We start from the raw sequence: 17,138 nt of genomic DNA on the forward strand, positions 1-17,138 counted from the left end.
AAAAATAGATGGTATCAAGCATCAAAATTTAATTTAGAACCTTTGATTGTCGTGAACTCTATCTGGAAGAGTTAAGGGGGGCGTTTAAGGGCAATTTTCCTCATAAAGTCGTTATTTAGAAAAAGGTAAATTAATGTTTTTATTGATAATTGTGAGTTTTTTGGGAGTGGGATTGCTCCCATTTAATTAGAGTAAAAGACCTATTTTTGGGAGCGGTTTCATAAATTTTATGACACTGATTTCACTGTTTGAGCTGTAAAGAATATAAATCCCCACTCAATGTATGTTAATAATCAATGAGTGTTGTTATGTCTCATATCCGTTTTTTCCCGCGCCATCGTTTGGCGCTTGCTTGTATGCTAGCGAGTGTGTCTGGCTTCTCTTTTGCACAAAATCAGTGTGCTGTTGCTGATTTACAACAATCGCGAGATCTGGCTACTGCCGTTTCTGGTGCTGAGTATGATTGCTACCACGCTTGGTTTTCAGCACCTTCAGAAACGCTGAATGATATCTATAGTGAAGCGAGCCTAAGCCGTATCCAAGTCGCGCTGGATCAAGAAATCGCTCGCTATCGTGGTGAAGCAGATCAAGCTCGTATTCTAGAGAACCTAGGCGAATTTATTCGAGCGGCCTACTACGTTCGCTACAACGCTGGTACTGGTACACCTGAGTTTTCGCAAGCGTTGAGTCAGCGTTTTGCTCAGTCGACGAACCTATTCCTAAACAACCCTCATGCTTTGGATCAAGGTCGTGAACAAGTTGGTGCAATGAAGAGCCTGACTTTGATGGTTGATAACGTTAAGCAGTTGCCGCTGACCATGGATAGCATGATGGCCGCGTTGATGCACTTTAATCGTGAAACCGCGCAGGACACGCAATGGGTCGATGGTTTAAACAACTTGTTCCGCTCTATGGCAGGCCATGCGGCGAACGATGCGTTCTACCGATACATGGCAAACAATACACACCATATTGATACGTTGGTGAAATTCGCATCTGATAATGCTTGGGCATTAGATACGGATGCAAGCTTTATCGTTTTCAATGCATTACGTGAAACTGGTCGTTTGCTCGCGAGCCCAGATCAGGAGACCAAACGCAAAGCATTGGCAGTAATGCAACAGGTGATGCAGCGTTATCCACTGGGTAGTGAGCATGACAAACTATGGCTTGCTGCCGTTGAAATGATGAGCTACTACGCACCAGAAGGCCTAAATGGTCTGAATATTGAGCAAGCCAAGCAAGATTTAGCTGCACGTGTAATGCCAAATCGTTTTGAATGTCAGGGACCTGCCATTATTCGCTCTGAGGATCTGACCGATGCTCAAGCAGCGAAAGCGTGTGAAGTGCTAGCGGCAAAAGAAGCCGACTTCCATCGAGTTGCGAATACGGGTAATCAACCTGTCGCTGATGATTTGAATGATCGTGTTGAAGTGGCGGTATTCGCGAGTAACACTAGTTACGTTGATTACTCTTCATTCCTATTTGGTAATACAACGGACAACGGTGGTCAGTACCTAGAAGGTGACCCTTCAAAAGCGGACAATACTGCGCGTTTCGTCGCTTATCGCTACGCGAATGGTGAAGATCTCTCTATCTTGAACCTAGAACATGAATACACGCACTATTTAGATGCACGATTTAACCAATACGGTTCGTTCAGCGATAACTTGGCTCATGGTCATATTGTTTGGTGGCTAGAAGGTTTTGCTGAATACATGCATTACAAGCAAGGTTACCAAGCTGCGATTGAGCTGATTGCAGATGGTAAACTGAGCCTTTCCACTGTGTTTGATACCACGTACTCTCACGATACCAATCGTATCTATCGTTGGGGTTATCTAGCTGTTCGATTCATGTTAGAAAATCATCCACAAGACGTCGAAAGCTTGTTGGCATTGTCGCGCTCTGGCCAGTTCGAACAATGGGCACAGCAGGTGACGTCTTTAGGTCAACAATACGATGCTGAGTTTGAACGTTGGTTGGACACATTAAAAGTGGAACCTGAGCAACCTGATACAGACCCAGAAGAGCCAACAGAACCAACAAGCCCTGAAGCACAAGTGACTGAATTGACGGCGAACCAAAGCCTTCAGCTCAGTGGCGAAGCATACAGCGAAAAACTGTTCTACGTTGATGTTCCAGCCAACACCGTTAACTTCAATGTATCTATTGAGGGTGCGGGTGATGCGGATCTTTACATGAGCTACAACAAAGTCGCGCATTACTATGATTTCGAAATGAGTCATTATGCTGATGGCAGCAATGAAGAGATTGTGTTTGAACCAGAGCAAGATGGTTACGTTAAAGCGGGTCGTTACTACATCAGCTTAACTGGACGTGATAGCTATGACTCAGTGAATCTTGTGGCTGCGTTAGAAGTGGAAGCGCAAACACCGCCAACCCAAGTGCAAGATGATTTAGCACCTGTGGTATTAGAGTCTGGTGAAGCCAAAATGCTTACCGTTCACAAGCAGCGTTATGCAGCAGTTTATGTGCCTGAAGGTGTTGAAGAGGTTCGTGTATGGCTAACGGCTCACTCTCAAACTGGTAATGTCGATCTATACGCGAGTAGGGAGCATTGGCCTACAGTAGAGCAGCACGAGTATGCGTCCAACTATGCAGGCAGCAATGAATACCTTGCGATTCCTGTTACTGAAGCAGGGTACGTGCACTTCGCTCTTCAGGCTCCAGAGCAAGGCGATGACGTTGAAATGCTAGTGCACTTCAACTAAACAGGTTCGATTAACTAAAGTCGAGATAAAACGTCGCTGATACAGCGACGTTTTTGTTTATATCGGACACGATTATAAACAAACAGCGGCGAATGCTAGTTAATCGGCTGATCTATCGAGTTATCAGTTGCCCTTTTTCTAAACGGCTTTAGGTTTGTATTGCAATTTACCGCGCACATAAACTTTTTTAGCGACGCGTTCTGTGACCTAGCTTCTGATTTGTGCTTCCCAAATGGATACAATATATATGCACCCCGTGCAATAAAGTGAAAAGGGAAAGACATGAAAACGCTTATTTATGAAACGTTGATTAGCCTTGCTAACCAAGAACCAGAACAACATGCAAGAATCCGACAAAATCTCTATGAACAGTTGGATCTGCCGTTCGATAAGCAGCTGGCTTTGTATTCTTGTGCCCTTGGTCCTGCAAGTTCAGGCAAGTTGGAGAGCAGTCAAGGCATTAACAACGCGGTAGATTGCGCGGTTAAACTGCTTGAAACTCCTGAGCGCTAATTCACTCGTTGTTTTAATCACGGCCCGAACCCCAAGGGCCGTTTTTAATTGCGGTTAAATTGATTTCAACGTCGTTATTACTCTGCTCTTTCCGCTAGCACTTCTTTGAATGCAAACATGCCGTTTAATGCCGCGGGAAAACCTGCGTAGACGGACATCTGCAAAATGATCTCTTTAATCTCATCCTCGCTACAGCCTACATTCAGCGCTGCATTTAAGTGCACTTTTAGTTGCGGCGCGCAATTCCCCATTGCCGTTAGCGCGGCGACGGTTGCGATTTCTCTCGATTTTAGGTCTAAGCCCGGGCGAGCATAAATATCGCCAAACGGATACTCAATGGTGTACTGAGCTAAATCTGGACAAATATCTTGTAAGGTTTCGATGACATTATGACCAGCGTCGCCATCAATTTGAGAGAGTAGTTCTAATCCTTTGTTAAAGCGTGATTGTTCCATCGGTATGTTCCTAGTGAATAAACGTAAACACACCTTAATCGTTAGAGTTAACTCTAAGTCAACGAACTTTTCCGCTTTTATACAAGGCAATTTTTTCTTCTAGAGCCGATAAGTGCTTTTTCTGTTGCTCAATGTGGCGTTTGAGGTTTTCTTGGTGTTGTTCTAACAAGGCTTGACGTTGTGGTACAGATTGAGAGCCGACTTCCCTTAATTTGGCATACTCTAGAATCTCTTCAAGTGGCATTGCAGTTTCTTTTAAACGCTTAACAAAGCTTATCCAGTTTAGATCTTTCGAACTATACATTCGATGTCCACTCGCGTTTCTATGGACATGTTTAAGTAAACCGATTTTTTCATAGTATCGAAGTGTATGAGCAGATAGCCCGACGAGGTCAGAAAATTCTTTGATATTCATTATTATCCTCCAAGGTAGAGCATACCCCATAGAGATAAGCTAAGTTTCGCATTTTGAAGTCATTTCGGGACAGATACAAACAGAAATCTTTAGTCTTTTAACGCTAGGTATGGTGATTTACTGGATTTTTGAAACGCGCCAAACGTGATCCACCTGCCAGTTTCGTTTTATTAACAATTGATTACTCAACGGGTTGGCTTGGCTATTTTTATCCTTTGGGCCTATTTTAGGGCGTACGTAGGTCTTATGTTGCATCTTTTTTGATTGATATTTTTGATAAATAAAACAATGTCTTAGGTTTGTTCTGGGCTGTTTGGGGTGTATGTTGTGTGCCCGTTATTCACTCAGAACGATTTATCTCTGTGCAATGGATGAGTCGCTACGCCTTCGATTTCAGCCTTGAGTTAGTGCTAAAAGGGTGAGTGCCTCTGATGAATAGCTTTTATAATTTCGATTATTGAATTCACTCACAAAAAAATGCAAACAAGTAATCGTGAGTGGAAACGAGCAGGAGAACAACATGAGTGGCTCACAGGAAACACAATCATTCGGTGCAAACGTTATCTTACATGCGTTTGATTGGAAGTATGCTGACATTGCCCAACGAGCAAAAGAAATCCGCAAGCTTGGTTATGGCTCTGTGTTGGTTTCGCCACCAATGAAAAGCGCACACGATGAGCGCTGGTGGCAGCGTTATCAACCACAAGATTATCGTGTTATCGATAATGCCTTGGGTGATACCAAAGATTTTATTCATATGGTTCGTGAACTGGAGCAAGTTGGTGTGTGGGTTTATGCCGACGTAGTGTTTAACCATATGGCAAATGAGGCCCACCTTCGCAGAGACCTTCAGTACCCAAGACAAGAGGTCTTGGAGGAATACCAGAACAACAAGCAGAAATATCAGTCGCTAGCGTTGTTTGGCGATCTATCTCAACCACTTTTTGATGAAGAGGACTTTGTTGAAGCATTCGGCATTAAAGACTGGAAAGATAAGTGGCAGGTTCAAAATGGACGTATCACAGGTGGGCCAACCGACCCTGGCTTGCCAACTCTTCGTGTTTGTGACCATGTCGTTGAACAGCAGCGAGCGTACCTAACGGCGCTGAAAGCTATTGGTGTGAAAGGTTTTCGTATTGACGCTGCGAAACACATGACGTTAGAGCATCTTAAGCGTGTTTGGACAGACGACATCACGCGGGATGTGCATATATTTGGTGAAATTATTACCGATGGCGGTGCGACGGAAGAAGAGTATCAGCTGTTTCTTGAGCCGTATCTACAGGAAACTCGCCTAGGTGCGTACGATTTCCCTTTGTTCTCAACCATGTTTAAGGCGTTTGCTAAAAAGGGCAGCTTCAAGTCTCTGATTGATCCCTATTGTTTTGGTCAGGCTCTGTCCCCCGGTCGTGCGATTACATTTGCTATCACACATGATATTCCTAACAATGATGTCTTTCTTGATCTCATCATGGACGAGGAAAACGAATGGTTAGCTTATGCCTATATTCTAGGCCGAGATGGTGGTGTGCCGTTGATTTATACCGACTTAAACACCAGCGGTATTAAAGGTAAAAATGGTCAGCCAAGATGGCAAGGTGCATGGAGCGATCCGAGAATGGCAAAAATGATCCAGTTCCATAATATGACGCATGGCGAGCCGATGAGTGTTCTTGAAGGTAACGATGACATGCTCGTACTGAAGCGAGGTGACAAAGGTATTGTGGTGCTTAATAAATCACAGCGTCAACAGTCTTTGACATTAAAAATCGATGGTAATTGGGTTGATTTGATGACAGAACAAATCATTCCAACTGACGGTAAGTTAATCGTACCATCTAAGTCGTCGATGTTACTCGTCGCGAAGTAGAAGATGTACACACCGAGGTTAGCAACTTCGGTGTGTATGTTTTTCATCGTCATTCACGTTCTGCTGAAGTTCAATAGAAACTCAAACTCTCTCGTTTTTGCTAGAAATTTATGAGCACTCGTTAACGCAACATTCTGCTTTTAAAAAACCAATTACGTCATCTAAGCACTGATACTCTGCAACACAAAAAAGGGTTCTACCCTCGCGGCGCTGGGTGAGAAGACCAGCTGAAGCAAGGCTCGAGATATGATGAGAGAGAGTGGATGCTGGAATGCCAAGCTTTTCTTGTACGCCGCCTACCGCGATACCTTTGTATCCCGCTTTGACGACTTCTTTGTAAATACTTAAACGAGTCGGATGCCCTAACTCTTTTAGTGCTTTAGCAACGGCTTCAAGCTCCATACTGACCTCTAAAGAATGACCACAGTAATTTTGTTTCGATAATAGGGAAAGTCTCGGTAAATGCCAACTATTACGATCTCAGAACAATTTAAATCAGATGAGATTCATGCTGGCTAATGCCTTCATGACAACAATTGTCTGTTCTAATGAGACAGATCAATCTTCATTATTATTTCACGCCACGTTCAAAATCCCTCGTCTACACTCAATGTTGAGTTGTCAGTTGGCAGACCAAGGAGGCGGCCATGATTGCGGTTCATAGAGATTATTGTTTGTCTAACAGTTCGGAGTTACATGCCCACGTTAAAGTCAACCCTGTTGGTAAATTAGAAGTTGAGATTGTTGAACTTCAAGAGCGCCACACCACAGAGTTTGATGATTTGTCTTTTGAGAGTCGTGGGTGTGAAACTCGAATCTGTGGTAAAGAAGACACAACTCCGTGGCAGTTCAATCTTGCAGTTACTGATGCGTTAGAGCTTTCTCATTTAGTGGAAGAAGCAAACGAAGAGTATGAGATTTTAATGAATGATCTTATGTAATATCGAGAAGATCATTTTATCCTGCACGGCGTGTGGCTCTGTACTGAAAAAATAAAAACCTCCCAAGCGGGAGGTTTTTAATATGGAGTGCGTTATCGTTGGATAGGCTCTTCTCTTGGTGGTGTTAGCTCTTGGACGTTATCTTCATTAAAGTCATCTGCGTAACCTTTAGGTGGCGGTGTCCAACCACGTTCTGACCGCGATAGTTTGTCATGACGATCTTTTTGCATCTCTTCCGCCATTTTCTCCTCTAACTGAATAAACAGTTGTCGGAAATTGTTGTCATAGCGTTCACCTTCAGAATCATCTTCCCAAGCTTTGTAAAGTATTTCTGACTTACGTGCTTCAACACGCTTATATGTCGCCTTCTGTTGTTCAACAAAGAAGGGGTGAATGCCAAGGGCTTTCATTGTGTGACCGCCCATCTCCAATGCAGAATGGTAGGTCTCTGATTCAATAATATCAGCCCCCGCTTGACGCAAAAGATAGCCATGTCCACGGTCAAAGGCACGTGCAATCACTGTTACTTTTGGGTACGTGTGCTTAACGTACTTCACCAGTTCTACACTCGATTCTTGGTTATCAATCGCCACAACCAACGCAGCGGCGTGCTCAATGCCGGCTGTATGTAGCATATCTGGTCGAGTCGCGTCGCCAAAATAGGCGCGAGTGCCAATCTGGCGCATGTTATCGACTTGGTCAGATTGATGGTCAAGTACCACGGTAGTCACGCCGTTTGATACCAATAGGCGATTCACTATTTGTCCAAAGCGGCCGATGCCGGCGATGATCACCGTGCCTGTTTCCTCAATCGTATCGCTTTCGCGTTCATTTGACTGGCTTTCAAAGCGCGGCAGAATCACTCTATCAAACAGAATAAACAAACCTGGTGTCAGGAACATCGAAATCGCAACCACTAACGCAAGAGTTTGTGAGAGTTCAAATGGGATGACGTGGTTTTGCACTGAAAAGCTTAGAAGCACAAAGCCGAATTCACCTGCTTGAGCCAAGCTTAGGGTAAACAGCCAGCGGTTGCTGCCTTTCACCCTAAATATCAGTGCAAGAATAAACAGCACCAAGGCTTTCAAAACCATCACGCCAATGGTCAATGCCATGACCAACCAGAAATCACCAAAAAGGACCGAGAAGTTGATCCCTGCGCCAACGGTAATAAAGAACAGACCTAACAATAGGCCTTTAAATGGTTCGATATTGGATTCTAACTCGTGGCGGAATTCACTGTTCGCCAATACAACGCCAGCCAAGAAGGTTCCTAAGGCAGGAGATAAGCCCACTAAACTCATCAGTGCAGCGATACCAATGACAAGCATGAGTGCAGTTGCGGTAAAGATTTCTCGCAAACCAGAGCTAGCCACATAATTGAGCAGAGGTCGACTTAAAAAGTGTCCACCAACGACGACGATTGCTATCGATGCTGTGATTACGATGCCGTATGCCCAGCCGGGTAACCCCGCAACGAGGCTTAATTCTTCATGGTGCGCTGCGGCTGTTTGTGCTGCGGACTGTGCCTGTTCAATTAATTCAGGTAAGGCCAATAGGGGAATGAACGCCAACATTGGTATCACTGCAATATCTTGAAAAAGCAACACGGAGAAAGCGTTTTGTCCACCTTCCGTCTTCGTTAATCCTTTTTCGCTAAAAGTTTGCAAAACAATCGCAGTAGAAGAGAGGGCGAAGATCAAACCTATGGCTAAGGCTATGGTCCAAGGCTGGTCAAAGTATAAGGCAATACCCATAATCGCCGCGACGGTACCGCCGACTTGCAGACCTCCTAAACCCATTAAGCGATTGCGCATCGCCCACAACATTTTGGGTTCGAGCTCTAAACCAACGAGAAACAGCATCATCACCACGCCAAACTCGGCAAAGTGCTGGATTGTTGTTGTTTCTTCACCGACTAAACCGATAATTGGGCCAATGACCACACCTGCGATGAGATAGCCTAAAACGGACCCAAGTCCCAAACGCTTAGCAAGTGGGACTGCAATTACAGCAGCAATCAAATATATGAAGGCTTGTAAGAATATTCCTGTCATGAAGCCTCCTTAATGAGCTCTGGCAATGCGCTGTTAAGCTTGATTAATGACGCCGCAGCTTCAACATCCAACCTATCTTCGACTAAAGCTGTTAGCAGGCTCTTGTACCGCTCAACATGACGAGGGATTCGCCCTTCTTCATCTGCTGTACGTGCGCCAAACATCGCGAGAGGGGCAATGTAGTTCATGCCGGTCAGTGCGGACATTTGTTCAATGGGCGCAAGCAGTTGACGAATCGTAAAGTGGTTGTAGCCCTCTGCCTTATAAGCTTCTTCTTTGCCCCCTGCAGACAGCACACAAAGCATGGTCTTGCCTTGCAGTGCTGTGCCATCTGTACCGTAAGCAAAGCCATATTCCAAAACCAGATCTTGCCACTCTTTTAAAATCGCAGGCGTTGAATACCAATATAGTGGGAATTGGAAAATCACCACGTCATGCTCACGTAAGCGTTGCTGCTCACGGTCGATATTAATATCGAAACGAGGGTATTCGCCATAGAGATCAACACATGTCACGCCTTCAATTTTTTGAGCTTCTTTGAAAAGTGGAGTATTCACTTCTGAACGATGCTGGGAAGGATGAGCAAAGAGAATGAGTACTTTTTTATTTGCCATAGGGATCCTTGCTATCTAAATAACCATGCCCAGTAGGAGCGCGGGTTGGTTAGAAAATGTAACTCATAAATGATCGCCAAGCTAGTTTGGAAAACTGTTTAAGCTGTTTCAATATCAATAAAAAACCACCAAATAAATTGGTGGTTTTGGGAAGTGTTACGTTTTACTAATCATGAATAGGGACGACTAGAATATCCACCGGTGACTTGTTAATTAAGTGTCTGGAGTAAGAAATAATCTTGCTCCAGAAATCTTGGTGGTGACCACAAATCAGAAGATCCACTTCTTGCTCTTTAATGGTGACCTCTAATTTATCAGCCAAGTCGCCAGTACCTACGAAGAAATGTTTAAGTGGGTAATCCATGTAATCACTAAATGTTTTTAAACATTCCATTGAATGCTCATTCAACGGCCTTTGATCCGGGTTCTCTTTAATGTCTACAAGCTCGCGATAGATTTCTCCGTGCGTACCATCAATATGGATAAAGGAGATATCGGAGTCGAGATAGTTTGCCATTGATACCGCTCTGTCGATAAGCACGGTGCTTTCATCTGACAGTTCGAGTGCAACAAGGATATGTTTGTATTTCATAACCACGCCCTTATGTGGATTATCTTTACCCTAAGCATAGTATGGCTTGGGCAAAAATTGTGTTGATAAGATCTCGAAATTGTTCAAAGTTTTGTTAAAAAGTTAATACGATATAACAACTTGCTGTGAAACTTTCTCTTTGTACTCATTTGGTTAGAAAGCTTGCTTTTTGAACAAAAAAGCCGCTACACTCTGCGCATCATTTCTCTAGGAGATTACGCCAACATGAAGAACTAAACCTGTCATCCATATTTTTACTTATTTTTTGGATCTGCAGGGTTAGTAGGCGTAGCTCACTTTCCGATATTTCTTTGCAACAAGACGACCTTTTGATTTGACGTTTATCGTCGAGCGTTACATAGAGCTTAATGCGTTTGTGCACGCGTTTTGTTGCAATCTCAAATCATAGCTACGGCTGTTGTCCCTGTCATACAGGAGGCAAATTATGCCAGTTTTACAAGCTTTTAATGTTAGCCATCAGTTTGATAATGGCGAGACGCTATTCCAGTCTATTTCTTGTTCCATGACTAAACGACGTGTTGGTTTGGTTGGGCGCAATGGCATCGGTAAGTCGCTTTTGGCTTCCATTTTGGCGGGCGAAACTCAGCCTGCCAGCGGTGTTGTGACTTCTCCCTCTTCTTTCATGATGTATCGCCAGCAGCCGTCTGATTTGCTTTCAGGTCAGCAATCGATCGCCCAGTTTCTGGGAACAGACTCGGTCTTACATGCTTTGAAGCAGATTGAACAAGGTGATGTTTCTGAGCATTGGTTCGAACTGGTTGGCGAACAGTGGGATATTGAACAGAAACTCAAACAGCAGCTTGCTGCGATGGGCTTGCCGCAAGACCCTGATTTCTCTTGTGCTCGGCTCAGTGGGGGGCAGTTGGCGCGTTTGCAGTTATGGCAATTGTTTGAAAACGAAGCGGAGCTTTTGATTCTCGATGAGCCATCCAATCACCTCGATACCGAGGCGAAACAATGGTTGATAGAGTCTATGAGGCATTTCGGTGGCGCGATTTTACTCATCAGTCACGATCGCGATCTGCTTCGAGCAATGGAGGAAATTTGGGAACTCTCGGGCCTAGGCTTACAGGTTTTTGGTGGAAATTACGATGTGTATGCCGAGCAAAAACGCACTGAGTTACAAGCGGTCGAAAGGCAGTTAGCGCAGGTCGATAAACACAAAAAACGGTTAGCTGAGCAAGCCCAGAAAAATCGCGAAAAAGCAGACCAACGCGCCGCGCAAGGGAACAAACTGCGCAAAGACGGCAGTCAGCCCAAAATTTTGCTTGATGGCAAAAAGGATAGCGCGACCGCCAGCGCCTCAAATCGCAATAAGAATGAGCAACTCAGACAAGCGCATTTACAAGCCAAAGAGCGGGCGTTGCAATCGCGACATGAGCAGCTCAAAGCGCAAAAGTTTTATCTTGCAGATAATCCGAACCGTTCGAGAAAAGTGTTGTCGATACAAGAAGGTATATTGCCTTTTGGGGATTCTACTCCTATCACTTTGCAGATTTTTGCGAACGATAAAGTCCATCTCAAAGGGAAAAATGGCTGCGGAAAGTCAACCTTGTTAAAGACGTTGCTTGGCGAGTTATCATTGCAGAGTGGTGAGTTGCAAGTGAATACGCCTTTGTATTATCTCGACCAACATTTTGGTGCAGTGAATCCAAATCTTTCGTTACTTGAGAACGTAATGGAGAGCTGCCAAGAGATGACGGAAAGTGAAGCGAGGACCTTATTGGCCGGGATCGGTTTTCGTCGAGATGCAGTGTTTCGATTGGGGCGCCTACTGAGCGGTGGCGAGAAGATGAAGCTCGCGATGCTGATAGTCAGCCACCAAAATTCTCAGCCTTTGCTGCTGCTTGATGAACCAGATAACCATCTCGACCTCGAGTCAAAAATAATGCTTAGTCAGGCGTTAAATGTATACAAAGGTGGATTTGTTCTGATTAGTCACGACCAAGATTTCGCTTCTGAGTCTGGGGTTTTGCGCCAAATCGAGCTGACTTAGACGAAAGAGAGTAAACGCCATCGTGGCTCTTCAGTATTGTTCCCAAGTTCTACACTTCCACTTACTAGTTTGTAGAACTGGAAGGAAATGAGGGAGTTAGGATGGCTTTCACAACTCGTTTAATGAAATTAGATTCATTTTGTCGATATATAGTAGAGTTCTGATGTATTGCACAAAAAGACAACAGAAAAATAAAAAGGAATTTCATGAAAAAGAACACCCTAGCACTCACAACGGCTCTCGTACTCGGAAGTGTGTTGTCTGTGGCGTATGCAAATGAAGCGGCGCAATCGTCGGTTGAACAGGTAACCCCGAAAACCATCACGTATCCAACCACACAAAAAGTGGATGTTGTCGATGACTACTTTGGTACAAAAGTGAGTGATCCTTATCGCTGGTTGGAAGACGATCTCAGCCCAGAAACCGCAGAATGGGTTAAGGCACAAAATGCAGTGACGTTTGATTATCTGTCGAAAATCCCTTACCGCGAGCAGATTGAAGAGCGCATCACTAAGCTCATGGACTACGAAAAGCAAAGCCAACCGTTCAAAGAGGGTAAGTTCACTTATTTCTACAAAAATGACGGGCTACAAAACCAAGATGTGCTTTATCGGCAGTTAGGTGATGGCGAAGCAGAAATTTTCCTCGATCCAAATACTTTTAGTGAAGATGGCACCACATCGTTAGCGGGAGTGAGCTTTTCACGTGATGGTTCTTTGGTTGCATACAGCATTTCGGAAGGCGGTAGCGATTGGCGCAAAGTCATTGTGTTAGACACAGAAACCAAAAAGCCCGTCGGCGAAACGCTGGTGGATATTAAGTTCAGCGGCATCAGTTGGCTCGGCAATCAAGGTTTCTATTACTCAAGTTATGACAAGCCAAAAGGGAGTGAACTTTCCGCGAAGACAGACCAACACAAGCTCTACTTTCATAAACTTGGAACGAAACAAAGTGAAGACCAATTAATTTTCGGTGGTGTAAAGGACGAAAAGTATCGCTACGTTGGGGGTTACACGTCGGAAGATGAACGCTACTTGTTTATCTCAGCCAGCGTATCGACGTCGGGCAACAAACTGTTCTTCAAAGACCTGAGTAAGCCAAATAGCCCGCTGAAAACCATTTTAGATAACACCAGTTCTGATACTTGGGTGATAGACAACCAAGGCACGAAGCTGTACTTGGTTACGAACCTTAACGCGCCGAACAAACGCGTCGTGACGGTGGATGCGAGTCAGCCGCAGCCCAAAAACTGGAAAGATTTGATTCCTGAAACAAAGAATGTGTTACGCGTTTCTACCGCGGGTGGCAATTTGTTTGCGAGTTATATTGTTGATGCGATCTCGATGGTGAAGCAATACGACATGAACGGCAAACTCATCCGAGAAATCAAATTGCCTGATATTGGCAGCGCATACGGTTTCTCGGGTAAAAAAGATGAAACCGAAGTCTACTATTCTTTCACCAACTACAAGATGCCAAGCACTACGTATCGTCTGAACATCAAAGATGGTGATAGCGAGGTGTACTACAAATCTAAAGCGCCATTTGATCCAGCTTTGTATGAATCTCGCCAGGTGTTTTACACCTCAAAAGACGGAACAAAAGTGCCGATGATCATCACCTATAAAAAAGGGACACCGATGGACGGCAGTGCACCAACCATCCTATATGGTTATGGCGGTTTCAACATTAGCCTCACGCCATCTTTTAGCCCGACACGTGCGGCTTGGTTAGAGCTTGGTGGTGTTTACGCGGTAGCGAACATTCGTGGTGGTGGGGAATATGGCAAAGAATGGCACAACGCTGGCATTCAAATGCAAAAGCAAAATGTGTTTGATGACTTTATTGCTGCGGCTGAATTCCTAATTGATGAAAAGGTAACGTCATCAAACAAGTTAGCCATTAACGGTGGATCGAATGGTGGCTTGTTAGTAGGGGCCGTTATGACGCAACGTCCAGAGCTGTTTAAAGTGGCGCTGCCAGCAGTCGGCGTACTGGATATGCTGCGTTACCATACTTTTACCGCAGGTGCTGGTTGGGCGTATGACTACGGCACGGCAGAGCAAAGTAAAGAGATGTTCCAATATCTGAAAAGTTATTCGCCGGTGCACAATGTAAAAGCAGGGGTGGAATACCCAGCAACATTGATTACAACCGGTGATCATGATGACCGTGTTGTTCCTGCTCACTCATACAAATTTGCTGCTGAGTTGCAATCGAAGCAAGCGGGTTCAAATCCGACCTTAATTCGCATCGAAACCAATGCAGGACATGGTGCAGGCACACCAACGCGTAAAATAATTGAGACAAATGCAGATATTTATAGTTTTGCACTGTTCAATATGGGAATAGAGAAACTGCAATAGTGCGAATTGTTTGCGTTTTAGTTATCGAAACGCATCGGCGCTTTATCGCTCGATAATAAAAGGGAATCACAGAGAGTGACTCCCTTTTTATTTATTATAGGCCTACTATTCTAATCTGATGCTAGGCTAATCAAACTAAGGTTTTTTAAATTATTATAATGTTCTAATTAATCTGAAGAGTGTTGTACGATCGAAATGAAACATTGATCGCGATCACCTAAATCCATTGCACTCTCTATTTATATGGTAAAATTAATTAATCATTTGTTCTAATGATAATTGAATTTTCATAAGTTTTAATATTTCCTTCTTCATTGGTATTACCAAATTTCAAGTTATATAAGATATAAGTAGCGGTGATTGAACTTTTACGATGCTTTATTTTATTTTAATTAAAACGTCGAATGTTTCGTCATTATTGAATTTGCTTTGATAATTTATGTTATCCAAAGCGAGTTGTGTTGCTTGCTATTTATGATGACCTCATGACGTGAATAATTTTATAATCATTAAAATGGATACAGTTTTATGAATTTAGTGAAACCGTCTGTTGCCATTATGGTTGCAGCCCTACAACTCGCGTCTTCTGCCTATGCGCAGACAAACAATAACGAAGAACTACAAGATATGTCTGACCCACTTGCGGTATACACCCAAGCTGGCTTTGGTATTACTGATAAAGGCGCGAACATCAAAATCGGTCAAACTTACCAATCTAGCCAGCCTGGTACCATGGCGATGAACATCATTGAAATGAAAGGCATTGGTGGTGAGCTATTTGGCATTCGCGACAATGACGATCCAATATATGCCAACGTTGATGACAGCATTGACTCTTTCCGACTACGTAATTTCCAAGTAGAAGTCGCAAAAGGTCTAGGCCGTCAATTAGATGTAAACTACGACGTTGATAACGATAAATTAGATGCATCTTATAGCTTTATTCAAGGTCTACCTAAGTTTGGTATGTTGCAGCTATTTCCTTTAGCTGGTGCGGGTGTCACTATTGCTAATGATTTTAGTGGTGATGACAAAGGTTATGAAATTCCAGGTACTTTCACTGTTGTGGGTATGTACTCAAAAATTGAATTAACCGATAAAATCTGGATTAACTACAACCCAATGTATATGCATACGTTGTCAGGGTCTAGTCAATATAAAGATACTTATTACGCGGGTGAGGATAATATCTTGACTCATGAGTTTGCGTTGTCTTATCAAATTAATCCTCGCGCAAATATTCGTTACTTTGCAAACTGGAATGAGCACGTTAATTTCGGTGATGGTGATCACCGTATCGAATTTAACTACCAATTCTAACTCCCTCGTTTATTTCCAGAATATAAAGTGTGTTTATCCATATATTTAAATATTTAGGCTAGGGCACTTTCTAAATAAAGTAGGTTTATCATGAAAGCCAAATATAAATTTGCGTTGGTATCTATTGCTATATCTTCTGCATTACTATCAGGATGCAAAACTGGCGATATCGCAACGAAAACAGCCCAAGCACCCTCTGTTGAAACCGTTACCCTAACCGAAACAAAAATCACTCCTTATCATACTTTTATCGGTCGAACTGAAGCGGTAAATGACGTTGATATTATGCCGCGAGTCGGTGGCGAATTAACCGCGATTCATTTTAAAGATGGCGATATGGTCGAAAAAGGCCAATTGTTGTTTGAAATCGACGACCGTCCTTACAAAGCGGCACTGGCGTATGCAAAAGCGTCGTTGCAAAAAGCAAAAGCACAACTCGTTCAAACTACGCGTGATGCAGAACGTGTGAAGAAACTCATCAAAGATAAAAGCATCAGTGAGCAGCAATACGATGACGCCATTGCAGCGCACGCCGCAGCGATTGCTTCGGTAGAAGAGGCGAAAGCGACGCTGGTTTCAGCAAGGCTCGATCTTGAATTTAGCTCTGTGCGCGCTCCTTTCTCTGGCCGCGTGGGTTTCAGCAACTTCCGAGTGGGTGACCGTATTTCGAAAATTCAAATCGTTCCTCTTGTTTCGATCACTCAAGTAGACCCAATTCGCTTTGGCTTTGATGTGGATGAGAAGCTCTACCGCCGAGTAAGAAGTGCCATTGATGTGGCTCATCGTAACGATGACAAACTGGATGTTGATTTAACACTGACGCTTTCAGACGGCTCATTGTATCCACTTGATGGCAAGATCTACGCCGTTGGCAACAAGATCGATTTAGAAACAGGCTCAATTCGAGCAGAAGCACAATTCGATAATCCAACTTACGCGCTTATGCCGGGTGAATATGGCAACTTGACCATCAAGCTGCGCAATAAAACCATTGATGGTTTGCTTATCCCATCGGCGGCTGTTCAACAAGACCAAGCGGGTGACTACGTCATGGTGGTTGGTGATGATCACGTGGTGTCTCGTCGTAACGTTGAACTCGGTCAGACCTACGGTGTGAAACGTGCTGTGCTGACTGGTTTGGCGGCTAACGAAAAAGTCATCGTCAATGGTCTACAAAAAGTGCGTCCGGGTGCAACGGTGAAAGACGTTGAGCTACAGAGTGAACAAGGCTGAGTGAGTACTG

The 17,138-nt window shown here is 43.9% G+C and carries 14 protein-coding genes; 8 read left to right on the forward strand and 6 right to left on the reverse strand.

The features are described 5' to 3' along the window. The first annotated feature begins 308 nt into the window (after positions 1–308). Together R7P69_RS02775 and R7P69_RS02780 are read left to right on the forward strand one after the other, a co-directional pair. Complete coding sequence (locus tag R7P69_RS02775; RefSeq protein ID WP_085569320.1) at positions 309–2,735, forward strand: M9 family metallopeptidase; 2,427 nt, start codon at positions 309–311, stop codon at positions 2,733–2,735. A 282-nt stretch (positions 2,736–3,017) separates the two neighbouring features. After that, positions 3,018–3,248, forward strand: coding sequence for a PAS factor family protein (locus R7P69_RS02780; RefSeq protein WP_005375384.1), 231 nt, complete (start codon positions 3,018–3,020; stop codon positions 3,246–3,248). Positions 3,249–3,325: 77 nt separating this feature from the next. Here the strand turns inward: R7P69_RS02780 and R7P69_RS02785 are convergent, their stop codons facing one another. After that, positions 3,326–3,703, reverse strand: a complete 378-nt coding sequence (locus tag R7P69_RS02785) for a carboxymuconolactone decarboxylase family protein (protein WP_005375385.1) — start codon at positions 3,701–3,703, stop codon at positions 3,326–3,328. Between the two features lie 58 nt (positions 3,704–3,761). After that, complete coding sequence (locus R7P69_RS02790; protein WP_005375386.1) at positions 3,762–4,118, reverse strand: MerR family transcriptional regulator; 357 nt, start codon at positions 4,116–4,118, stop codon at positions 3,762–3,764. 520 nt (positions 4,119–4,638) lie between these two features. Here R7P69_RS02790 and R7P69_RS02795 point away from each other — a divergent pair. Continuing rightward, complete coding sequence (locus R7P69_RS02795; protein ID WP_054701285.1) at positions 4,639–5,988, forward strand: alpha-amylase family protein; 1,350 nt, start codon at positions 4,639–4,641, stop codon at positions 5,986–5,988. Positions 5,989–6,096: 108 nt separating this feature from the next. Here the strand turns inward: R7P69_RS02795 and R7P69_RS02800 are convergent, their stop codons facing one another. Then, on the reverse strand, positions 6,097–6,390 hold the full coding sequence (locus R7P69_RS02800) for an ArsR/SmtB family transcription factor (RefSeq protein WP_005375388.1): 294 nt from the start codon (positions 6,388–6,390) through the stop codon (positions 6,097–6,099). A gap of 245 nt (positions 6,391–6,635) precedes the next feature. Here R7P69_RS02800 and R7P69_RS02805 point away from each other — a divergent pair, with 245 nt between their 5' ends. Continuing rightward, positions 6,636–6,929, forward strand: coding sequence for a hypothetical protein (locus R7P69_RS02805; protein WP_005375389.1), 294 nt, complete (start codon positions 6,636–6,638; stop codon positions 6,927–6,929). A 92-nt stretch (positions 6,930–7,021) separates the two neighbouring features. On the opposite strand, the gene R7P69_RS02810 is transcribed toward R7P69_RS02805, so the two are convergent. From R7P69_RS02810 to R7P69_RS02820, 3 genes are all read right to left on the reverse strand, one after another. Beyond that, entirely contained in the window at positions 7,022–8,986 is a 1,965-nt protein-coding gene (locus R7P69_RS02810; RefSeq protein ID WP_005385095.1) for a monovalent cation:proton antiporter-2 (CPA2) family protein, read from the reverse strand. Further along, a complete protein-coding gene (locus R7P69_RS02815; protein WP_005375391.1) occupies positions 8,983–9,600 on the reverse strand; it encodes an NAD(P)H-dependent oxidoreductase in 618 nt (205 codons plus the stop codon). The genes R7P69_RS02810 and R7P69_RS02815 overlap by 4 nt, the downstream gene beginning before the upstream one ends. Before the next feature lie 166 nt (positions 9,601–9,766). Continuing rightward, positions 9,767–10,192 (reverse strand): universal stress protein, encoded by a 426-nt coding sequence (locus tag R7P69_RS02820; RefSeq protein WP_005375398.1) that lies wholly within the window; start codon positions 10,190–10,192, stop codon positions 9,767–9,769. A 445-nt stretch (positions 10,193–10,637) separates the two neighbouring features. Here R7P69_RS02820 and R7P69_RS02825 point away from each other — a divergent pair, with 445 nt between their 5' ends. From R7P69_RS02825 to vmeP, 4 genes are all read left to right on the forward strand, one after another. Next, a complete protein-coding gene (locus tag R7P69_RS02825) occupies positions 10,638–12,209 on the forward strand; it encodes an ABC-F family ATP-binding cassette domain-containing protein (protein ID WP_085569317.1) in 1,572 nt (523 codons plus the stop codon). Between the two features lie 206 nt (positions 12,210–12,415). Then, positions 12,416–14,575 carry a prolyl oligopeptidase family serine peptidase gene (locus R7P69_RS02830; protein WP_017635248.1) on the forward strand — a complete coding sequence of 720 codons (2,160 nt, stop codon included), beginning with the start codon at positions 12,416–12,418 and terminating at the stop codon, positions 14,573–14,575. A gap of 528 nt (positions 14,576–15,103) precedes the next feature. Beyond that, positions 15,104–15,895, forward strand: coding sequence for a hypothetical protein (locus R7P69_RS02835; RefSeq protein ID WP_017635247.1), 792 nt, complete (start codon positions 15,104–15,106; stop codon positions 15,893–15,895). Positions 15,896–15,985: 90 nt separating this feature from the next. Then, on the forward strand, positions 15,986–17,128 hold the full coding sequence (gene vmeP / locus R7P69_RS02840) for an efflux RND transporter periplasmic adaptor subunit VmeP (protein ID WP_005375406.1): 1,143 nt from the start codon (positions 15,986–15,988) through the stop codon (positions 17,126–17,128). Positions 17,129–17,138 lie beyond the last annotated feature (10 nt).

The organism is Vibrio sp. 661 (assembly GCF_033339315.1).
GTDB lineage: Bacteria > Pseudomonadota > Gammaproteobacteria > Enterobacterales > Vibrionaceae > Vibrio > Vibrio alginolyticus.

Coding starts and splice junctions, on each gene's coding strand:
- R7P69_RS02775 (WP_085569320.1), top strand. CDS start 309: ATGTCTCATATCCGTTTTTTCCCGCGCCATCGTTTGGCGCTTGCTTGT.
- R7P69_RS02780 (WP_005375384.1), top strand. CDS start 3,018: ATGAAAACGCTTATTTATGAAACGTTGATTAGCCTTGCTAACCAAGAA.
- R7P69_RS02785 (WP_005375385.1), bottom strand. CDS start 3,703: ATGGAACAATCACGCTTTAACAAAGGATTAGAACTACTCTCTCAAATT.
- R7P69_RS02790 (WP_005375386.1), bottom strand. CDS start 4,118: ATGAATATCAAAGAATTTTCTGACCTCGTCGGGCTATCTGCTCATACA.
- R7P69_RS02795 (WP_054701285.1), top strand. CDS start 4,639: ATGAGTGGCTCACAGGAAACACAATCATTCGGTGCAAACGTTATCTTA.
- R7P69_RS02800 (WP_005375388.1), bottom strand. CDS start 6,390: ATGGAGCTTGAAGCCGTTGCTAAAGCACTAAAAGAGTTAGGGCATCCG.
- R7P69_RS02805 (WP_005375389.1), top strand. CDS start 6,636: ATGATTGCGGTTCATAGAGATTATTGTTTGTCTAACAGTTCGGAGTTA.
- R7P69_RS02810 (WP_005385095.1), bottom strand. CDS start 8,986: ATGACAGGAATATTCTTACAAGCCTTCATATATTTGATTGCTGCTGTA.
- R7P69_RS02815 (WP_005375391.1), bottom strand. CDS start 9,600: ATGGCAAATAAAAAAGTACTCATTCTCTTTGCTCATCCTTCCCAGCAT.
- R7P69_RS02820 (WP_005375398.1), bottom strand. CDS start 10,192: ATGAAATACAAACATATCCTTGTTGCACTCGAACTGTCAGATGAAAGC.
- R7P69_RS02825 (WP_085569317.1), top strand. CDS start 10,638: ATGCCAGTTTTACAAGCTTTTAATGTTAGCCATCAGTTTGATAATGGC.
- R7P69_RS02830 (WP_017635248.1), top strand. CDS start 12,416: ATGAAAAAGAACACCCTAGCACTCACAACGGCTCTCGTACTCGGAAGT.
- R7P69_RS02835 (WP_017635247.1), top strand. CDS start 15,104: ATGAATTTAGTGAAACCGTCTGTTGCCATTATGGTTGCAGCCCTACAA.
- vmeP (WP_005375406.1), top strand. CDS start 15,986: ATGAAAGCCAAATATAAATTTGCGTTGGTATCTATTGCTATATCTTCT.